Source organism: Oscillatoria sp. FACHB-1406 (assembly GCF_014698145.1).
In the GTDB taxonomy this organism is placed as follows: Bacteria; Cyanobacteriota; Cyanobacteriia; order Cyanobacteriales; family Spirulinaceae; genus FACHB-1406.
This window is the reverse complement of the sequence record NZ_JACJSM010000005.1, coordinates 211945-231276: the sequence shown is the minus strand read 5'-3', so window position 1 is coordinate 231276 and position 19332 is coordinate 211945. Positions and strand designations below refer to the sequence as shown.

General features: G+C 48.2%; 15 protein-coding genes. 7 read left to right on the top strand and 8 right to left on the bottom strand.

What is annotated here, in order from left to right:
- Positions 1-662: 662 nt before the first annotated feature.
- The 4 genes from H6G50_RS07990 to H6G50_RS07975 all read right to left on the bottom strand — a co-directional run bounded on the left by H6G50_RS07990 (position 663) and on the right by H6G50_RS07975 (position 6659).
- The gene (locus tag H6G50_RS07990; protein WP_190714981.1) at positions 663-1811 is read right to left on the bottom strand and encodes a 5-(carboxyamino)imidazole ribonucleotide synthase; all 1149 of its coding nucleotides are present in this window, start codon (positions 1809-1811) and stop codon (positions 663-665) included.
- A gap of 159 nt (positions 1812-1970) precedes the next feature.
- Positions 1971-2645, bottom strand: coding sequence for a TIGR04282 family arsenosugar biosynthesis glycosyltransferase (locus H6G50_RS07985; RefSeq protein WP_347239904.1), 675 nt, complete (start codon positions 2643-2645; stop codon positions 1971-1973).
- A 175-nt stretch (positions 2646-2820) separates the two neighbouring features.
- Positions 2821-5157, bottom strand: a complete 2337-nt coding sequence (locus H6G50_RS07980; RefSeq protein ID WP_190714979.1) for a polysaccharide biosynthesis tyrosine autokinase — start codon at positions 5155-5157, stop codon at positions 2821-2823.
- Positions 5158-5186: 29 nt separating this feature from the next.
- Complete coding sequence (locus H6G50_RS07975) at positions 5187-6659, bottom strand: SLBB domain-containing protein (protein ID WP_190714977.1); 1473 nt, start codon at positions 6657-6659, stop codon at positions 5187-5189.
- A 267-nt stretch (positions 6660-6926) separates the two neighbouring features.
- Here H6G50_RS07975 and H6G50_RS07970 point away from each other — a divergent pair, with 267 nt between their 5' ends.
- The 4 genes from H6G50_RS07970 (at position 6927) to H6G50_RS07955 (ending at position 12247) form a co-directional block, all read left to right on the top strand.
- On the top strand, positions 6927-8336 hold the full coding sequence (locus H6G50_RS07970; protein WP_190714975.1) for an O-antigen ligase family protein: 1410 nt from the start codon (positions 6927-6929) through the stop codon (positions 8334-8336).
- Between the two features lie 103 nt (positions 8337-8439).
- The gene (locus H6G50_RS07965; protein ID WP_190714973.1) at positions 8440-9750 is read left to right on the top strand and encodes a flippase; all 1311 of its coding nucleotides are present in this window, start codon (positions 8440-8442) and stop codon (positions 9748-9750) included.
- Between the two features lie 106 nt (positions 9751-9856).
- On the top strand, positions 9857-10822 hold the full coding sequence (locus tag H6G50_RS07960; RefSeq protein ID WP_190714971.1) for a glycosyltransferase family 2 protein: 966 nt from the start codon (positions 9857-9859) through the stop codon (positions 10820-10822).
- Positions 10823-11263: 441 nt separating this feature from the next.
- Positions 11264-12247, top strand: a complete 984-nt coding sequence (locus H6G50_RS07955; RefSeq protein WP_190714969.1) for an SGNH/GDSL hydrolase family protein — start codon at positions 11264-11266, stop codon at positions 12245-12247.
- A 115-nt stretch (positions 12248-12362) separates the two neighbouring features.
- On the opposite strand, the gene H6G50_RS07950 is transcribed toward H6G50_RS07955, so the two are convergent.
- Together H6G50_RS07950 and H6G50_RS07945 are read right to left on the bottom strand one after the other, a co-directional pair.
- Complete coding sequence (locus H6G50_RS07950) at positions 12363-13502, bottom strand: acyltransferase (RefSeq protein WP_190714966.1); 1140 nt, start codon at positions 13500-13502, stop codon at positions 12363-12365.
- Between the two features lie 91 nt (positions 13503-13593).
- On the bottom strand, positions 13594-14685 hold the full coding sequence (locus H6G50_RS07945) for a Gfo/Idh/MocA family oxidoreductase (RefSeq protein WP_347239903.1): 1092 nt from the start codon (positions 14683-14685) through the stop codon (positions 13594-13596).
- Between the two features lie 115 nt (positions 14686-14800).
- Between H6G50_RS07945 and H6G50_RS07940 the strand changes: the two genes are divergently transcribed.
- Together H6G50_RS07940 and H6G50_RS07935 are read left to right on the top strand one after the other, a co-directional pair.
- A complete protein-coding gene (locus tag H6G50_RS07940) occupies positions 14801-15307 on the top strand; it encodes a DUF1499 domain-containing protein (protein ID WP_190714962.1) in 507 nt (168 codons plus the stop codon).
- Positions 15308-15486: 179 nt separating this feature from the next.
- On the top strand, positions 15487-15984 hold the full coding sequence (locus H6G50_RS07935; RefSeq protein ID WP_190714960.1) for a GNAT family N-acetyltransferase: 498 nt from the start codon (positions 15487-15489) through the stop codon (positions 15982-15984).
- Positions 15985-16015: 31 nt separating this feature from the next.
- Here the strand turns inward: H6G50_RS07935 and H6G50_RS07930 are convergent, their stop codons facing one another.
- Positions 16016-16537, bottom strand: coding sequence for a universal stress protein (locus H6G50_RS07930; protein WP_242032748.1), 522 nt, complete (start codon positions 16535-16537; stop codon positions 16016-16018).
- Between the two features lie 246 nt (positions 16538-16783).
- Positions 16784-17947 (bottom strand): pyridoxal phosphate-dependent aminotransferase, encoded by a 1164-nt coding sequence (locus tag H6G50_RS07925; protein WP_190715051.1) that lies wholly within the window; start codon positions 17945-17947, stop codon positions 16784-16786.
- Between the two features lie 731 nt (positions 17948-18678).
- Here H6G50_RS07925 and H6G50_RS07920 point away from each other — a divergent pair.
- Positions 18679-19257 carry a zf-TFIIB domain-containing protein gene (locus tag H6G50_RS07920; RefSeq protein ID WP_190714959.1) on the top strand — a complete coding sequence of 193 codons (579 nt, stop codon included), beginning with the start codon at positions 18679-18681 and terminating at the stop codon, positions 19255-19257.
- Positions 19258-19332 lie beyond the last annotated feature (75 nt).

Sequence of the window (19332 nt, the reverse complement as noted above, 5' to 3'; positions counted from 1 at the left end):
AGAACTAGGGCAGAGTAATGCTCTGGCCCTACAGGAAAATTTAGTGCATTAGGATTGGGAATTGGTATAAAGAGCCGCCCTTGCCTTCCCTACAAGGATTTAAGATTAGCTTTATCAGAAAAATGGGTTTAAAACCCTGCCCACTTCGGCAAGCTCAGTGCATCGCTTCTAGAGCGGCTTTCGTGCCTTGTGCTAGAATGTAGCACAGCGGCTCGGGTAATCAACCGCTCTAAAAACCCAGTTGCCGAAAGGTACAACGCTGAACCTTGAACAATTAAATCTATGCGGTTCTACTGCATTTTCCGAGATTCCGCCTCGCAGTAGGTCAAAGATTTAGAGGAACTCGGCAAACAGTCATTTGAAACGGTATGTTTCACGCTTCAAAAAGAACTTGAAGTAATTACTCCTAGGGTAGGGCATACCCGAAGTCGCTTGGGGAGAGTCCCACCTCTGGATTAGACACGGCAAGGTATCTATTCTAAGTGGTCTCATTGAACCAAGAATCCCCACGCCTTTAGGCTGGGGAGTGTCAAAACCAGCTTTTAGTGCCGCTCATTATCGGGCAAGTAGCGCTATAATTCGCGATCGTTGAGCTTGCTGAAATTCCGAAGTCTCAATGACTGCAAATTACGAATTACGAATTACGAATTACGAATTACGAATCACGGTTCTCTGGAATACCAAAGTGCTTCGACTCGGCGCGCGATCGCGTTTGCCTTTTCCAATTCTCCTTGCTGCAACAATACAGTAATGTGACCGAGTTTTCTGCCCGGGCGAGATTCACTTTTTCCGTACCAATGGACGCGCGCGTTAGGAATTTCGGCGAGTTTGGCTCGTTTTTCGGCATAATCGCAATGCGAGGTTTCATAACCGAGCAAATTAACCATCACTGCTCCTTCGCAGTTCGTCAATTGCGGCGTTGCGAGGGGCAATCCGGCGACAGCGCGTAGGTGCATCTCAAATTGAGAGATATCGCAAGCATCAAGGGTGTAATGTCCGGAATTGTGGGTGCGGGGGGCAATTTCGTTGACGGAGATTTTGCCGTCGCGGGTGAGAAAAAGTTCGATCCCAAAAATACCGATAACTTCGAGGCGATTGAGGAGTTGCTGCGCGATCGCGCTAACTTGTAAGCTAACTTCAGGGGAAATATCCGCTGGAGCAATAACGCGGCGGCACACTTCCTTCTCTTGCTGCGTTTCGACGACGGGATAGAGCGCAATTTCTCCGGTTGCACCCCGCGCTGCCATAATTGCTAATTCTTTCTCAAAGGGAACGAATTCTTCGAGGAGTAGGGAGGGGCGATTCAACCGTTCCCATAGCTGGCTAAATTCTTCTTGACTTTTAACAATAAATGTGCCGTAGCCGTCGTAGCCGTGTCGCCGCGCTTTGAGGACAGCGGGGAAGCGATCGGGAGGATCGGGATTTTCTTCATCTAACAGGCGAAAGTCGGGAACGGGCAAACCGAGGGATTTAAAATAGCTGCGTTGGTCGTATTTATCGAGTAAGGGGGCGAGTGCTTGCAGGCGAGGGCGAAAAATGGTGTCTTGGCGCGCGATCGCTTGCAATGCTTCTAAATCGATGAATTCATTTTCAAAGGTAATGACATCGCAGAGGGCGGCGAGTTGGGCGGTGGCTGCGGCATCGTCAATGGGGGCGAGAATCACGCGATCGGCAATACTGGCGGCGGGATCGCTGGGGTGAGGGGTTTGAACGATGAGATTGAGGTTGAGTTTTTGGGCGGCATCGGCCATCATCCAAGCGAGTTGTCCGCCGCCAATGATGCCAACGTTTTGAATTTGCCGATCGCTCATAATCTAAAATCCGGTTGAATGACCTAAGTTAAGGCTGACCCAATAATTCGTAATTCGTAGTTCGTAATTCGTAATTACGAATTGCCGCTTTGCGGCTTGACGCGGGGACGGGGTGAGTGCTGAATGATGAATTGTGAATTATGAATATGGGAATTGGTATCAGTCGGGGTAGATTTTTCGGTTTTCCCAAATCGGTAAGTCTTCAGGATAATCGACATCGTGGAGTAGGGGAAGATAGGCGATCGCGTATCCTAATTTTTTGGCGATCGCTACCGTTTGCGCTAAAACTCGCTCGTTTCCCCAAGCAATCCCTTCAAACAGTTGCCCGAATTCAAGATTACAAATCGTATCTTTGGCTTGACTTTGAGGAGACTTTTGTAAGTCTGTCGAGCATCGCAAACCAATTAAATAATATCCGCCATCTGCCGCTTTCCCCAAGACCAAATCGTTGAGTTTCAATTGCTCGAAAGCCTCATTTAACAATTCAGCGTTGAGATCCGGACAATCGATGCCAATCGCGATCGCGCGCTCGACGCGATCGCCAAAAGCACTCACAAAGGCAGCATTCAGACGTTCCCCCAAATCTCCCTCATTTTGCTCGCGATAAACGCGATCGTTCCCCAACCAATCCTGCATCTGTTGGCGAGTCCCGCCAGCATAATGGATTTCAATCCTTACAGCGCGATCGAGGCGTTCCACCTGCGCGATCGTATATTCGCTCATTTGACGCTGCAAAAGCGCAGCCCCCTCCGTTCCCAACCGAGGGATCAATCGAGTTTTCGTCTTTCCTGCTTCTGGAAAGCGCATAAAAATCATCAAGCGTTCTTGAAGCACGGGTTCGGGAACAGAAGGGCGAGGGAGGGGATAATGGAGCGATCGCTGTATTGAATGGCACTGAAATAAGAGTTAAAACATCGCCTGTAGAGACGTTGTATACAACGTCTCTACAGATAATTTCCTAGGGTGGGCGCTGCCCACCCGCCTTAAGTCAGTGCCATTCATCGCTTTATTAATTATTCCCTTGCGAGGGCAGTTTTGGTTCTGATTGCTCTACAGCCTTCGGTCGGTTAGGAGGAATACTGTAGGTAGAAAAAGAACGGTCAGAGCGCAGGTAAGCTAGCTCAACCTCAACATTATCGCGTTTGATGCCATTGGCAACGACCCCCAAAATCGTAGCCCGAGTCATGCGCAAGCCATCAATCGCTTTAGTAACGAGTCCTCGATTCGTCTTATCGAGATTCACCACAAAAACGATACCATCCGCTTTTGCACCAATGAGGTTAGCATCCGCTAAACCTATTAACGGCGGCGTATCGTAAACCACGAAATCGAAGAAACCTTGGAACTGCTCCATCAGGTGTTCCATCTTCGCAGAAGAAAGCAACTTAATCGGATCGCTCGGAATATTACCGCTACTGAGGAAGAAAAGATTGGGTTCTGTTGGCGATTGTTGAATCACTTCATTCAAGATCAAATCGCTTTGAATCAAATCACTGAGTCCTTGTTTGTTAGTCAGCCCCAAACGCCAATGCAACTGCGGGCGGCGCAAATCGCTATCCACCAACAAAACGCGCTGTCCGACACTGGCGGCAGTTTGGGCGAGTTGCCAAGCAATTGTCGATTTGCCATCGCCCGAAGCCGCAGAACTCACCGCTAGGGAATGAATATGGCTTTTTTTCGAGTCGAGCAAACTGATATTGGTGTAAAGCGAACGGAAAGCTTCTAAAAAAGCAACAGAATATTCGGGCTGCGGCAAGAATTCCGGTTGTCCTCCCTTCGCCAGTCGGCGCAGTCGATTTTCGTACCGCTTGAGTTGCTTAGCACGAGGAATCGCACCGAGCAAGCGCAATTTCGTGCCATTTTTCACTTCGTCCGGCGTGTGGTAAACGGAATTGAGAATTTCAATAATAAATCCAACACCGATACCGACCAGGGTACTTAAAATCACCGCGATCGCGAGCAATCGTTTCTTATTAATCTCGGAAGTCTTCAGTAAACCGCCGTCTACCGTTTCCCAGAGTGCGGGCGGCGCGATTAGCTGCCAAGGAATTTCGCGTTGCGAAGCATCCAATTTAAGGGCTTCTCGCTTTTCCAAAAATGTTTTCAATGTTTCCGTTGCTACCCCGGTATTGCGATCGAGATCGCTATACTGGCGTAAGACTTCCGGAAAAACTCGCAGACGGCTATCGAGTTGTTGCTGCCGGTTGTCAATATACTGTTCTCTGGCTTGTAAGTCCTTAATTTTGACCGCTAGGGTGCGTCGGGCTGCGTCTGCCTCTCTAGCAAGCAGTGCACGCAGGTTATCCCGCTTCTCGTACAAAACCTGCATCGGCGGACTGTCTTCTTTAAACTGACTCGCTTGCAAGGCAATCTGACTCTCGACTTGCTGAAGTTGGTTGATGAGAACGTTATAATTATTATTCGGATCCCGCGACAAAATCGAAATCGGGTTCCCGGCTGCAATTTCTTTTTCGAGGTTGTTATAACTGGCGATCGATTCCGTCAATTGAGCTTGAACGTTAATCCGTTCTCCTTGCAAGTTGCGGCCTTCATTCGATAGCTCGTCCGCCGTGCGATCGGGAAAAGTTAGGTTATATTGCTCCCGCAGCTTTTGCAATTGACCTTGAAATTTATCGACTCGATTCTGGAGTTCGGGCAGTTGTTGGTTGATAAATTCTAAACCTTGATTGAGACTGCTCTGGCGTTCTTCCAACGAATATTGGAGATAAGCGTTAGATAAAGTATCTAAAACAAACTTAATCTGCTCGGGATCTTTGTCCTTGTAATGCACGTCTAAAATCTTCGTGCCGACTTCCTTACCGTCCTTGACATACCCAATCCGCGAAATCGTTAAATTACTCAGCAACACTTGAGAAGTCATATCTGGGTTTTTAGTCCGAAGGGTTTTTACCACAGGATCGAGAATCCTGGGACTCTTAAGAACTCGGATTTGAGTTTCGTAATCGACCAAATCGGCTTGGTCTACCCCCACTTTAGTCAGTTCGGTTGCACCGACATTCGTTCCGGTTTGAGCGAGCAAAGAAAGTTTCGCCAACCGTCCTTCCGCAGTTACCGGTTCGATTAACATCTGGAAAGAGCCGTCGTAAGAGACTTCCGTTTGTTGCCCTTTCAAAAAGATGGCGGCAGCGCTCAAACCGCTCAAGAGGAAGCTAACAAAGATCATCACCGGCAGGCGGCGCATAAAAACCGACCCCAGCCAAGTTAGATCGATGGCATCTCCATCTCCCCCTGCGGGCTGTGAGGCAGAAACGGGTTCAACCGTCGGCGGGGCGCTCGTCCGACTGAGGCGGTTAGGATAACTGATGGCGTTGCGTTCTGTGTCCATAGAAAGGCGACCTGGGGGAGAAGTTGAATTCAGTTACTACTGTCAGTGCTATCGGTATTCGTGATACCCAATACATCTAGGATGCCAAAAATACGGCTGGGAATTGAGAACCAAGAAAGTGCATTAGCACCCGCTCGTAGGAAGTCGTCGAGGGAGTCAGCAATGGCAGTGGCTCGGTTGCGTCCCACCACAATGATATCGTTGTCGCGCAGGAGTGGGTTACTCTGTTCGCTGATCCCTTGGCTGATATCAATGGGGACTTCTCGACTGACGACCGAACCGTCGGGATTGAGGCGAATCAGGGTGACGCGATCGTTATCCGCTCGAGAGCGGTTGAAGCCGCCTGCGGTCATAATTGCTTGGTTGAGCGGCGTGTTCGGTGGAATGTTAACAATTCCCGGCTGGCGAACCTCGCCGGATACTGCCACTTTAATCGTATCGGGCGAAAACTGAGCTTTGGCGATTTCGGCTGCTTCTGCGGCTGAAATTTCGCTGGCTTGAGGGACGATAATTGTGTCTCCGTCTTGGATGACGGTATCTTGGCTGATATCTCCACTTTGTAGCAGTTGCCAGAGATTGACGGCAATCAGTTGCTCGGTTCCGGATTTAGTCAATCTTCGCAGTTGTACGTTGCGAACGTCTGCGAGTTGCGTAATGCCTCCCGCTTCCTTAATCGCTCGCGTCAGAGTCGGCAAACTCGATGGAATTCCGGCTTGAGCGGTTTGAATGTAGTAAGATCCCGGACGCACCACCTGACCGATGACAGAGACGGTTCTAGCGGCGTTGATATCGGCCGCAAATTCTACGTTGGCTAACTGACGAAGTTCGCGCAGGGAAACTTCTGTAGCCGCCGGGACGTAAATGGCATCGCCATCGCGTAAGGTTAAGCTCGATTGCGGATTTCCGGTTTCGATGAAGTCTTTAAAGTTCACGGTATACGCTTGCTCGCCGCCGCCGGAAGTCCTGCGTCGAACTTGAACTTGGCTGATATCGGCGGCTAAGGTAACTCCTCCGGCCGTTTTCAGCGCTTGGGTGAGGGTTGGGTATTGGATACCGGGTTGATCGCCGGAACCCCCGATTAAGGGAATGCTAAAGGAACCGGGTTTGCTCACTTCTCCGGATACGAAGACGTTAATCGGGCGCGTGCTGAGCAAGCGGATTGTAATAATTGGGCGTTTGAGGTAGGCAGCGTAGCGGTTCGAGATAACGCTGGCTGCTTGCTCGAGGGTCAGCCCGCCTATCGGTACTGCTCCGACGAGCGGCAGTGAGATTATCCCGTCGATGGGCAGTTGGTAAGAACCGCTGTATTGAGGCACTTCAAAGACATCGATCGAGATGCGATCGCCGCCCCCCAAAAAATAGGAACTTTCTATCGACGAGAGCGATCTTTGGGCAAGCGGCACGGAGGGCTGCTGTTGCGCCATACTGGGAGCGGGGAGCGACATCGTTCCCCACAGGAGTAGAGCGATCGGGCAAGTCACTTTTAGAGTTTGCTGGTTCATCAAATCTCGCGAACGTGCAGGGCTTATAACTTATAACAATTAACAATTTAACGTTCAACAGGGAGTCCCGTGCGTTATACCTTGAGGATGCTCGACTTTGATGAGAGGTTCCCTCTCCCTCGATTGCAATGAGTTATAGATGCTACCCTAAGCGCTAGATTCAGTTTAAACGCGATATAACTTAACTGCTCGAATTAACTTTTCCTTGGCTAGCGCTGACCCCTATTCCTTTTAACTTCTCATTCGATTAGAGCGCTCTGTTACACCATGAAACAAATCTTAAAGGATCCGATAATTTTATGCCTTCTTATCTCTCTCGGTTCTCTCTATGGTCTGATTTTATTTAACTATATCGGTCGCTATAAGAGTTATGCGTTACAGGTTGAAAAGTTTTTTATCTATGTCTTTTTAATTACCATCGCTGGGGCGACAGGTGCAACGATTATGCCTTTCCCAAAGTTGCATCCTAGGGCTTTATCAAATGTTGCGATTACGCCAACGACAGTGATGATACAGTTGGCATTTTATGGGATGATTGTTATGATACTTTCACCCCGGCTTCGCTACACGCTGCGAGACATGGTTTCTGTGGCAAATGTACTTTTAGTACGCGATCCCTTTTTGATAACGACTCTCATTTTAATCGGTCTTTCTCGATTCTGGTCGGACACTCCCGATGTTACATTTAAAACGAGTTTGGTTTATTTGGCAACTTCGCTTGTGGCGATTTATGTCGGGAAACAATACTCCTGGTCGGAACTTTTTGAGATTGGAAAAGTTGTTTCCCTCATTCTCTTGTTGGTGAGTTTTGGGTATAGCTTCACCAGTTCGGGTAAGGACTTTGAAGGCGCATGGGTTGGCATTATCGGACATAAAAATCAATTTTGCTTTGTTACACTTTTTGGGGCAATAATTTGGTTTGTTAACGCTCTTTACTATCCCCGATCTCGCAACTTTTCTATTTTTGTTTTTGTTTTGAGTTTGATTGCTATCAATCAGGGAAAAAGCGGTGCAGCTAAAGTATTAGTAGTTTGCTTACTCGCCTTGTGGTTTTATTTAGGAACGGCGAAAAAACTCCCTTCACAATGGGCTTTTGTTTCAGTTGTTCTGTTTATGATTGTTAGCGTATGTTTGACAATCATTGTGACCGAGAATTTAAAGTTTATCGTTGTAGATACATTAAATAAGGATCTAACAATTACGGGACGAACGGATTTTTGGCCGCTCATTATCGATAAACTTAACGAGCGACCGTTCTTGGGGTATGGAATTGATGGATTTTGGCAACCGTGGCGCGATGCTGACAATCCGGCACGCAGTATTGTTGTCATCAAAACGCAATTTGTCCCGCCTCACTCTCACAACGGTTTTCTCGATCTCGCTTGCGATTTGGGGTATGTGGGTTTGGTGGTTTTTATGGGATCGTTTTTTACCAGTATTGCCAAAGCCGTGACTTATCTCGGTCGCGCGCCGATGCCTGAAGCGGGGCTACCGCTGTTGTTGTTGACGTATATATTGATGACCAATTTGACGGAAACGGGACTTTTGGGCGTGACTAGCCTTTGGTTTTGGTATATTGTCATTGCAGTCAGGACGAGTTTGGATACTGCTAACAACAGCGTCAGGGAGCAGCCTTATTATATTCAAGACGATTTAACAGTCGCTCAGCGTCGCTGAGTTGCGTTGGTGCGGTTATCGGGAATACTTACAGTAGAAAGCCCTCCATCTGATGATTGAGATGGAAACGAGTTGACATCCTCATTGTCCGGGAGAATCGTGAATGCTAGAAAAAGTTGGCAAAAATTTCAGTCCTAACCTGCGCCGCATTGTTGGAAATACCGCTTGGCTGTTCGGCGAAAAGGTCTTCCAGTTGGGATTGGGATTGCTGGTTGGGGTTTGGGTTGCTCGCTATTTAGGGCCGAGCCGATTTGGGGTGATTAATTATGCGATCGCGTATGTCGGATTGATCGAGCCTCTTGCTAAACTCGGTCTCGATCAAATTATTGTCAGAGATTTAGCCCGCGATTCTTCGCACCAATCCGAAACGCTCGGAACGGGCTTTTATCTGAAACTTTTGGTCGGTTTGACGAATCTGGTGGTGCTTGTCAGCACGGTGATGTACTTAAAGCGGGGAAACCCAGACGCGCAATGGAGCGTAGCGATTTTTGCGATCGCTTCGGCTCTAACCGCTTTCGGAGTTATCGAGTTTTGGTTTCAATCGCAAGTTGAAGCTAAGTATATCGTTTGGCCGAGAAATATAGCATACATTTGCACTAATGTACTTAAAGTTATTTTAATTCAAATTAAAGCACCGTTAGTTGCGTTTGTAGTCGCCTTATTCCTCGAACAAGCCTTAGCCTATTTTGGAATGGTTATCGCGTATCATTTGCGCGGCTATTCCATGAGAGCTTGGAAGTTTAGCAAGAAGCGCGCGCGATCGCTATTGCGAGAAAGTTGGCCTTTAATGCTTTCGAGCATGGTCATCTTTGTTTATATGCGCATCGACCAACTGATGTTAGGTTCGATGATTGGAGACGAAGCTGTGGGGATTTATTCGGCTGCGGTTAAAATTTCGGAGATGTGGTACTTTGTCCCGATCGCGATCTTACAATCGGTGTTTCCCTCCATCGTCCAAGCTAAAGACATCAGTCAAGAAACCTACAATCATAGGATGCAGAAGATCTTAAACTTGATGGCTTTAGTCAGTTATTCAGTTGCGATTCCCATTACTTTAATCTCTCCTTATTTAATCCAAATCATGTATGGCCCCAAGTATGCTGGCGCAGCGAGTATGCTAACAATCTTGGTCTGGTCGGGTTTGTTTGCTTCGTTAGGGATGGCGCGGGAATCTTGGCTGACGACTGAAGGATTGATGAAGTTTTCTGCGGCTATGGCGGCTACTGGGGCGCTTGTTAATGTCGTATTGAATTATTTTTTGATTCCGAAATATGGTGGAGATGGAGCTTCGATCGCAACGCTTATTTCGCAATTTCTCGCGGCTTACCTTGCCGGTGCTTTTTACTCTCGTACCCGTCCGGTTTTTTGGAAGCAAACTAAAGCACTGACTTTGTTAGGTTGGATTAAAAGATAATTAGCGATCGCTACCTCCAACCCAGCCATCGACTGTCTTTGTCTGCAAGAAGACAGACTCGTGCTTCAGCGAATACAATAAAATTGAGTTTAGAGGATAACCGTTCATGGCAGATTGGCAATTTACTACTCCAGTTGCTCTCATTATTTTCAATCGTCCCCAAACGGCAGAAAAGGTTTTTGAAGCGGTTCGTCAAGCGAAACCGCCCAAACTTTTTGTGATTGCAGACGGCCCTCGAGCGGATAAACCCGACGATATAGAAAAGTGTGCGGAAGCTCGCGCAATTATCGATCGCGTCGATTGGGATTGCGAAGTCTTCAAAAACTTTTCGGATGTTAATCTCGGTTGCGGCAAAAGACCTTCTACCGGCATTGATTGGGTTTTTGAGAATGTGGAAGAGGCCATTATTTTGGAAGATGATTGCCTGCCCGATCCCACATTTTTTCGTTTTTGTCAAGAGTTACTCGAACGCTATCGCGATGACGAACGGGTGATGACGATTTGCGGCTTAAACGTTCAGTTCGGTCACAAACGAACCGATTACAGTTACTATTTCTCTCGCTACAATCACTGCTGGGGATGGGCGGGCTGGCGACGCGCTTGGAAACATTTTGATTACGATATTAAGCTGTGGCCGGAAGTGCGAGATAACGATTGGCTTGTCGATGCGTTAGGCGATGCTCGCGCGGCGAAAGTTTGGACGCAAACATTTCAACGAACTTGGGATGAAAAACCGGATTGGTGGGATTTTCAATGGACTTTGGCGATGTGGCTTAATAGCGGTTTAGCGATTCTTCCCGATCGCAATTTAATCTCTTACATCGGCTACCATCAAACTGAATCGACTCATACCTATCAAGATGAAAGTCCCTATCACACTTTGGGAGTCGAGCCGATGGAATTTCCCTTAAAACATCCTCCTTATGTGATTCGGGATACGCGCGCCGATCGCTTCACCGAAAATACTTACTACGATTATCAACCAACTTTCTTGAAGAAGGTTAATCGCAAGTTGAAAAAAGCGTTAGGAGTTAGTTCTCTGGATATCATGAAACAGTCGGTGAAACGCTAGTAACGCTGGGGAACAAGTCACTTTTGTCGCCCTCTCCCTCAATCTCTCTCCCAACTTTGCTACGGTGTACATATAAGCGATCGAATCTAGCATGACGGTTGAAGATCCCCCTTGAAAAAGGGGGGAACCGGATTCAAAGTCCCCCTGATGGGGATTTTAGGGGCGCTGTTTTCACGGGGCGGCGCTTGATTGCCACTCAACCAATGAGTTGTGTGTACACGTAGCCCAACTTTGGGAGAGGGACTTTGAGGCTACTCCCCTTCGCCGTTCAACAAACAGCGAAGCATCCTCTGTCGTCCCCACCAGAATTGGGGAGGAATGAGGGGGGGCGGGGGGATGAGGGCGATCGCGGCGCAAGTTTGACTTGTTCCCGTAACGCTGCCTTCAATTCACAATTCAACAGCGAACGGTAGGCGAACTCACACCGGAGTGTATTTAGCAATGAAAGTCCTAACGAAGTGGTGGATTCCGGCGGGTGCGATCCTGGGAGTTGTCGGGCTAGAATTATTTTTGAGCTTGGCTTTCGGGTTGGGACATCCGCCGCTTGTAGTTGCCGATCGCGCAATGGGCTATCGGTTCGGGGAAAATCAAAGGTTGCGTCGCTTTGGTAATGTGTTGGAATACAATCAGTATTCTCAGCGTTCTGAGGCGATCGCATCTCCTAAACCTTCCAAAACGCTCAGAATCTTGATGGTGGGCGATTCCGTGCTGAATGGGGGCAATCGCAAGGATCAAAGCGAGATTATTTCGGAATTATTGGAAGTGAGGATTTTGCGCGCTACCCATTCCGGTTCTTCTGTGGAAGTGTTAAACGCTTCGGCGAATTCTTGGGGGATTGGCAATCATTGGGGGTATCTGCGCAAGTACGGTTGGTTCGATAGCGATGCCGTTATTTTACAGATTGGTACGCACGATCTAATTCAAGAGACATCTAAAGCCGATCCGGAGAGTCTGAAGCGAAGACCGAGGTTTGCGTTGGAGGAAGCGATCGCGTTTTATGCTTGGCCGATCTTGCGAGAGAGATTCCGAGGGCGAAATCCTGCGCCTGCGGGAGTGGAGCGATCGCAACCGAACCCAACCTTTCGCGATCGGCAATTTCGGGAGAATATGGCAATTTTAGAACAAATTGCTGCGGAAACACGGAAAAGAAAGATTCCGCTCTTTGTCCTTTATACGCCCGATCGCCGCGATCTTTTACCGACTTCGACACAACCGGATTATCAGGGGGAATTTTTCAAGCAGTTGCAGGGCTTAAAAATTCCCGTCATTGATAGTCATGCAGCTTGGTCGAAACTTCCCCCCGAAACCGTAGCCAACTATTTTATCGATGGCGTTCACCTCAGCGTGGAAGGGAATCGCGCGATCGCGGAACTACTGTTTCTGCAATTATGCCAACAGCAACAACTTCCCGCTTGCCAAACCTAATTTAAGAATACTTTAACCCCCAAAAAAGGTCGCAAGCCTGCCCTTTCAAACGGATGACTGTTGATTGAGTTGAGGTGGGAGTTCTTGATAACTGATGACTGATTTCACCGGCTCTCTAAGAAGTCTTAGGAACAGCCTTCTTTTTAATCAATCGCTTCCTTAAAAATTCAACAACCGGCTGCTCGACGAAAGAATAAAATAAGCAACTGACTGCTATAGCAACAGCCAGAATAACAAAATTGACAAGAGTAGATTGTAAAACCGAACCGTTCAACCCCAATTTTACGGCGATTTTGGTCATCGCAGAAACAATCGGGCTGTGCATTAGGTAGAGCGAATAAGAAGCGTCACCCAAGTAGTTTATAAACTTCGGAATTTGTCGCCCCTCATTCAAATCTATCGATGCGGCTCCCAGAACAATTAAAAAACAAGGAATACCGAAAACTAGAACGCGATTAATTAGAAAAGTAATGCCGAAAATTGAAATCGGATCGACGGCTCCTTCAGATTGAAGAATTAATTTTGAGGCATGAAGAATTCCAAACGTTAGCAAAAGAACGCTTCCTACCCAAAAAATAGCCTTGCGTTGCGGCAAGTTGTTCTTGAGAACGAGCCAAGCTGCTAAACTCCCAAAAGCAAATTCAAGATTAAGTGCATTGGTAAGCAGTTGCAAAATCGGTCGTTCGTTGGTAACGGATAAGGCGCTAAAAAACTGAGTTGAAGAGCCAATCAGTAGCAGTGCAACTAAGCCCAAATATAAGCCTGTCGGCAGCAAATACACTAAGCTGAAGACCAGGTAAAAGAATACAATGAGGATTAAAGTCCAACCGACATTCAACAACGGAGATTCGGTTTGAGGAAACAGAATAAACGATTTAAACAAAAACTCTGGCGTTAAGTCTCCCGCTTTTGCAAAACCGGGAATCAACACAAAAAAGGCGACAACAATCAGAGAAATAATCCAGTAAACGGGATAAATTCTGATGCAGCGTTTGAGGAGAAAGGTTTTGAAATTCTCAAAGCTGCGATGCCCGAGTTCGTGCCAGTGGGCGTAGATAGCGACAAAACCGCTGAGGACGAGAAAATAATCGACTCCAGCCGAACCAAATTTGAAGAAATCGAAGAGAAAAGGCTGTTTTAGTGTTTCGTTACTAAGTTGGTCGATATGGAAGAGAATAACCAGTAAAGCAGCAACTCCTCGAAAGGCTTGGAGGAGGTTGAGTTGAACTCTTTTGCGAGGGATTTTATCTTGCATGAATTATCCAGGGTGCGCGGTGTCTTCCTCAATCGCGACTCAACTTGCTGGCGAGAGCGTGCGAGCGAGAGTCTCCTCTCTATCAAAGCTGTTATAACTCGGGAACGTCAACCCAAGCTCGAGTTTCGTTGGATTGATGGGTTAAATCCATTAACAGTTGCGAGTAATATCCTTCTTTTAAGGAAGGTTCTAAAGATTGTCCGCTATCGATCGCGCTAACCCAACGCTCGATAACGCGAATAAAGGGAGCCAAACGCCCGTCGTCAAAGGTTTTGGGGAAGGCGAGGCGGGCGGGGATTTCGACTTCTTGGAGTGATTCGCCAGCAGGGGCGGCGAACAGATGGAAGTCGCGGACGTAATCGCTGAGGTTGCTGCTGCCTAAGACCAGAGTACCGCGATCGCCGTAAACTTCGACCCAATGCCCTCGTCCTTGATACGCTACCGAACTAATCGTCAGTTGGCAGGGCGTACCGTCAGCGAGTTCGAGCATAATTAAGCAAGTATCGTCCGCATCGACGGGTTTGAGTTTGCCCCCTTCGAGGGGATCGGGGCGTTCCGGAATCGCGCAGCTTAAGTGGGCGCACAAGCGACGAACGGAACCGAACAGCCAGTGAATGTAGTCGAAGGCGTGGGAACCTACCGCACCAAGCGCGCCGCCGCCTTTATCTTTGCGGGCGTACCAATTCCAAGGACGAGTTGCATCGGCGCGACTGGAGACAAGCCAATCGATTTTTATCAAGCGCTTGCGCCCGACGTAGTTTTGTTGTAGGTGTTCGGCGAAGCACTGCCAAGCGGGAACGAAACGAAATTCAAAGTCGGCAATTGCTGTAACGCCTTGCTGTTGGGCGAGATGGTAGAGTTCTTCGGTTTCGCGGGCGGACATCGCCATCGGTTTTTCGAGCAGTAGATGCTTTTTGGCATTGAGTGCGGTTTTCGCCATTTCGTAGTGGAGGAAGGGCGGCGTAGCAATGCTGACGGCATCGATTTCGGGGCGGGCGAGTAAGGTTTCGAGGTTGTCGGAGGCGTAGGGGATGTTGTGGGAGGTTGCGATCGCGTTAGCCTTATCTAAATCGCGATGGTAAACGGCTTTAACTTCCGTGCGGTGATGGTACTGAAACCCCGGAATATGAATTTTTTGCCCGAATCCCGTGCCGAGAACGGCGATCCCAATCGTTGATTCCACGCTTGTTGCTTGATAATTCTGCACTTAGAATTGTAATGCCCTAGCCCCCCCTTAAGAAATTGCAATTCGCCGATACAATAGCTAGCAAACTGTAGTTTGAGATCTTTAATCTTTCATGTCTGCCCTAGAAACGCCGTCCCTCTTTAAGCTGACTTTACCGCGTATCGTGCTGTTTGGGTTCGTTGCGATCGCGATCGCCTGGATTGTTTTCCGCCTTGCCTTCCCAAATAGTCCCACTTTCTTCGCTGGAGTGCAGCCCCACAACCTCGGCGCGCGCGCCGGACAACTCGCCCCTTGCCCGAATACGCCCAATTGCGTTAACTCCCAAAGTCCAAATCTCGAAAATGCGATCGCGCCCCTAACTTACGACGGTTCTGCTGCTGAGGCGATGGATCGTCTCCAAGCTTTAGTCCGCAGCACCCCGCGAACCCAAATTCTCGCCCAAACTGAGGATTACCTCTACGCTGAATTCAGCAGTCGTTGGTTGGGATTTGTCGATGATGTGGAATTTTTACTCGATGAACCCTCGCAAAAAATTAATGTGCGTTCTGCCTCTCGTTTGGGAGAGTCGGACTTGGGCGCGAACCGCCAGCGAATTGAGGCGCTTCGAGCCGAGTTTTAAATCAGTCGGTTTCTTTGATAAGATGTCTGATTAACTCAATTTTTCAAGCTTCTACTGGCTGTCAAAGATATCCTTCGATTTTAAGGTGCATTCCACTCCAGAGCGAAGCATTTCTATTTGCGATCGCTCTTTCTTCCCACGTCCTTGGCAAATTCTCTACCTCCATCCTTAACCCAATCATGGCGACGATTCGCGACGCGGCCGAAGCAGATTTACCCGAAATTGTCAAGATATATAATGCCTCAATTCCCGATCGTAAAGCCACCGCAGATACCGAGCCGGTTTCGGTGGAAAGTCGGTGCGATTGGTTCGCCGCTCACTCCCCCACCCATTACCCACTCTTAGTGGTGGAACTGAAAGGAGAAGTCATCGCATGGCTGAGCTTTCGTCCTTTTTACGGGCGACCCGCCTATCGTTCGACGGCGGAAGTTAGCATCTATGTCGATCCCTGCTACCACCGCCACGGAATAGGCAAATTTCTTTTACAACAAGCGATCGATCGCGCTCGAGACGTAGGATTCAGTACGTTAGTTGCTTTCATTTTCGCTCACAATACCGCCAGCCTCAGTCTCTTTGAACAGTTTAATTTCCAGGAATGGGGCTATCTGCCGAGAATTGCCGAACTCGATGGAGTCGAGCGAGACTTAATCGTTCTTGGATTGCGGCTCAAATTTTAAAGTTTTTAGTCCGTCAGTTCCCTTTTTTCGCTCACTCCTCGCTCGGTACTTCGCTTTCAGCAACCCCAACGCCCTGAACCACTAAAACCGAACAGGGCGCGCGGTGAAGCACGTAATTACTCACGCTCCCCAACAGCATTTCCGCTAGCCCCTGACGACCGCGACGACCGAGAACGATTAAATCCGCCCCCCAAGTTTCAGCGAGCTTGCAAATCCACAGCCCCGCTTCGCCCAGTTTCCAATCCCATTCAGTCTCAACTCCTTCTCGGTCGGCGAGCATACTGTAATGCTCCATTCGTTCCTTGGTCTTTTGGGTGTTTTTTTCGAGTTGTTCTTGCATAATGACCGAAAAACTCTCGAGGTTCTGACCGTAAAGATCGGTATAAACGGCATTCGGATGCTCGAAGGTCAGGGAGCGAAAAAGCATTAAACGCGCTCCATTGCTTTTCGCCAGTTCCAACGCTTTTTTAAAAACAATTTCTGATTGCACGGATTCGTCGAGCGCGACAAGAATTTTTGCATATCCCATATTCAAAATTTTAGATTTTGTCAAAACTTGAAGGGGACAGAACGCAAACGGCAGAAATATTTAAGTTTCTCTGCCTCAAGCCCATCGAGAAAACGACAAAACCTAACCCTCAATGGTGAATTTCGACTTCTATTGTCTTACTTTAATTTTACCTCAATTTCGCCCGCAGTAGAAACGTTATAGATAACGTTCCTACTGGGTTTGAGCTTAAGACACTCTTCAAGTCTGGAAAGCTTTTCTTCAGCTTTTTGACTTCAAGCTGGCTACGGGTTAACAAGAAGCAACAAATCGTTCGAGCCGTTCGATTCCTTTTTGAATGGAGGTCATATCGGTCGCATAAGAAAGGCGAATGCAGCGATCGTCGCCAAAGGCAACGCCTGGAACGGCGGCAACGCTTTCGGCATCGAGCAGGGATTTGCAAAAGTCGAGGGAGCCTAAACCCGTTTTGCTCACATCGATGAAGAGATAAAATGCACCGTCGGGAACGCTACAACTCAACCCCGAGATAGCGCGCGCGCCTTCTAAGAGGACGGAACGGCGCTCGGTGAAGGCGGCAAGCATGGTTTGGACGGGTTCTTGGGAGCCTTCGAGGGCTGCGATCGCGCCGTACTGAGCAAAAGTACAAACATTCGAGGTACTGTGGCCCTGAAGGCGCGTCGCGGCTTGAATCGCTTCCACCGCTCCGGCGAGGTAGCCGACGCGCCAGCCCGTCATGGCATAGCTTTTGGCAAAACCGTTACTGATGAAGGTGCGGGCGAAGGCTTCGGGGCTGACGGCTCCAATGCTAAGGTGTTCGGCTCCATCGTAGAGAATTTTTTCGTAGATTTCGTCGGAAACAACCAAGATATCTCGCTCGACAATCACTTCAGCGATGGCGCGGATTTCATCCGGACTGTAGACGGCCCCCGTAGGGTTGGAAGGAGTATTGAGAATTAATAATTTGGTTTTGGGGGTAATGCTTTGGCGCAGTTGTTCGGCAGTGAGTTTGTAGCCGTTGCTGGCTTCCGTCGAGATAATGATGGGGTTGCCGCCTGCGAGTTTGACCATTTCTGGGTAGCTCAACCAATAAGGCGCGGGAATGATAACTTCATCGTCCGATTCGATGAGGGCGAGTATTAGATTGAAGAGCGATTGTTTGCCGCCGTTGGTGACGATGATATTTTCGGGTTGGTAGCTGAGGGCGTTGTCTTTCTGGAGCTTGGCGGCAATCGCTTGGCGCAGTTTGGGTTCGCCCGCAGCCGGACCGTAACGAGTTTTACCGCGATCGAGGGCATCTTTGGCGGCTTCGCGAATGTGGGCGGGCGTGTCGAAATCCGGTTCCCCCGCGCTGAAATCGCAGACATCAATGCCTTCTGCTTTCATCGCTTTGGCTTTCGTCGAGATCGCTAAGGTAACGGAAGGGGAAAGTTGGTTTGCTCGTGCTGCCAATTGCATAGTCATCAGAAAAATGGGTTTGAAACCCCGCCGTTCTTCGGCGGCTTTACATTTTGGGTGCTTTTCGCTAGAAGTGAAAATCTCTTAAGAATCTCCGCCCTAAAAGGGCGGTAGAGTGTCAAAACCGTGAGTTAAAGAATCGGTTGGGGTCTTGAATTGTCCGAGCCTACTAGCATTCGGAACGGTTTTCAGATTTTTCCCGCGAACGTGCAGTCGAATCTAGTTTCGCAGTTGCAGGACGCGATCGCGCCAACTATTGTAGTTTTTTTAACGTTGGTGATGTGTTGAACGCATCACAATTTGCCGTAATCAGCATGAACCTCTGACTCGTCGTTATATTTTCCCTCGTTTTTTCTCCCCATCGTTTAACATGACTTTAATTTACTTAACAAAAAATGATGTTTTTTTTGATTTTTTACTTGTTTTATATTGACTTTTAAGGTATTATTTAAATAATGGAAATAGACGAAACTTTCAAATTTTTAGACAGATTTCCATTATAAGAATAGTATAATCAAGCCCGCAAAAAAAAGCAAGCCCCAAAAATTTAAAAAAATTCCCCCTTATCGACTTTAAAAATCATCAAACTGCCTACTGTTCGCTAACATTTTAAGCGAACAGTGAGGCAGGAGTCCCCGAGCAGATACAATAGGAAAATTGCGAACACCCCGGACGGAGACAGCGCAAACCGCCTAGGCTACTGAATTTCAATTATCGAATCGAGACGTTTTATGAGATGTCCTAAATGTAACAAGGTCGATCTAACCGAAGGGAGCTTAACACCCGACCTTGCCGTCAAAGAATGTAGGGAATGTCAGGGAACTTGGCTTCCGGCAGAAAATTACCAACAATGGCAAACCCAACAATCCATCTCCCCCATCAAGGCAGAAGCCTTCAACCAAAACCTCGATCTTAAATTCAGCCCCTCTTCCCTCGATGCTCGCGCCGCACTCTGTCCCCAATGTCGCCGCTATCTCTCCCGCGCCAAAGTCAATATTAAAACGTCGTTTTTCGTCGATCGCTGCCCGCAGTGCGGGGGCATTTGGTGCGACGCGGGCGAATGGGATGTTTTGACGCAACTCGGGCTGAGTGCGAGCATCGAACAATTATTCGAGCCGGGATGGCAGGCAAAAGTCGAACACTATCGCTCCCTCAACAGCGAACGGCAAACGACAATTGAAAAATTAGGGCCGACGCTAGCAGAAGCAGTGTTTGAACTCGCCGATAAGCTCGCCCAACACCCTGAAGGAGATTATGCGATTTCGTATTTGATGCGTAAAATTGTTTATCGTTCGGAAGAGAAGGAATAGTGGGTCGATTGAAGTCGAGACTCAGCGACCGGGGTGAGAAGGATTGCTAATACTCACGATTCACGATTCACTATA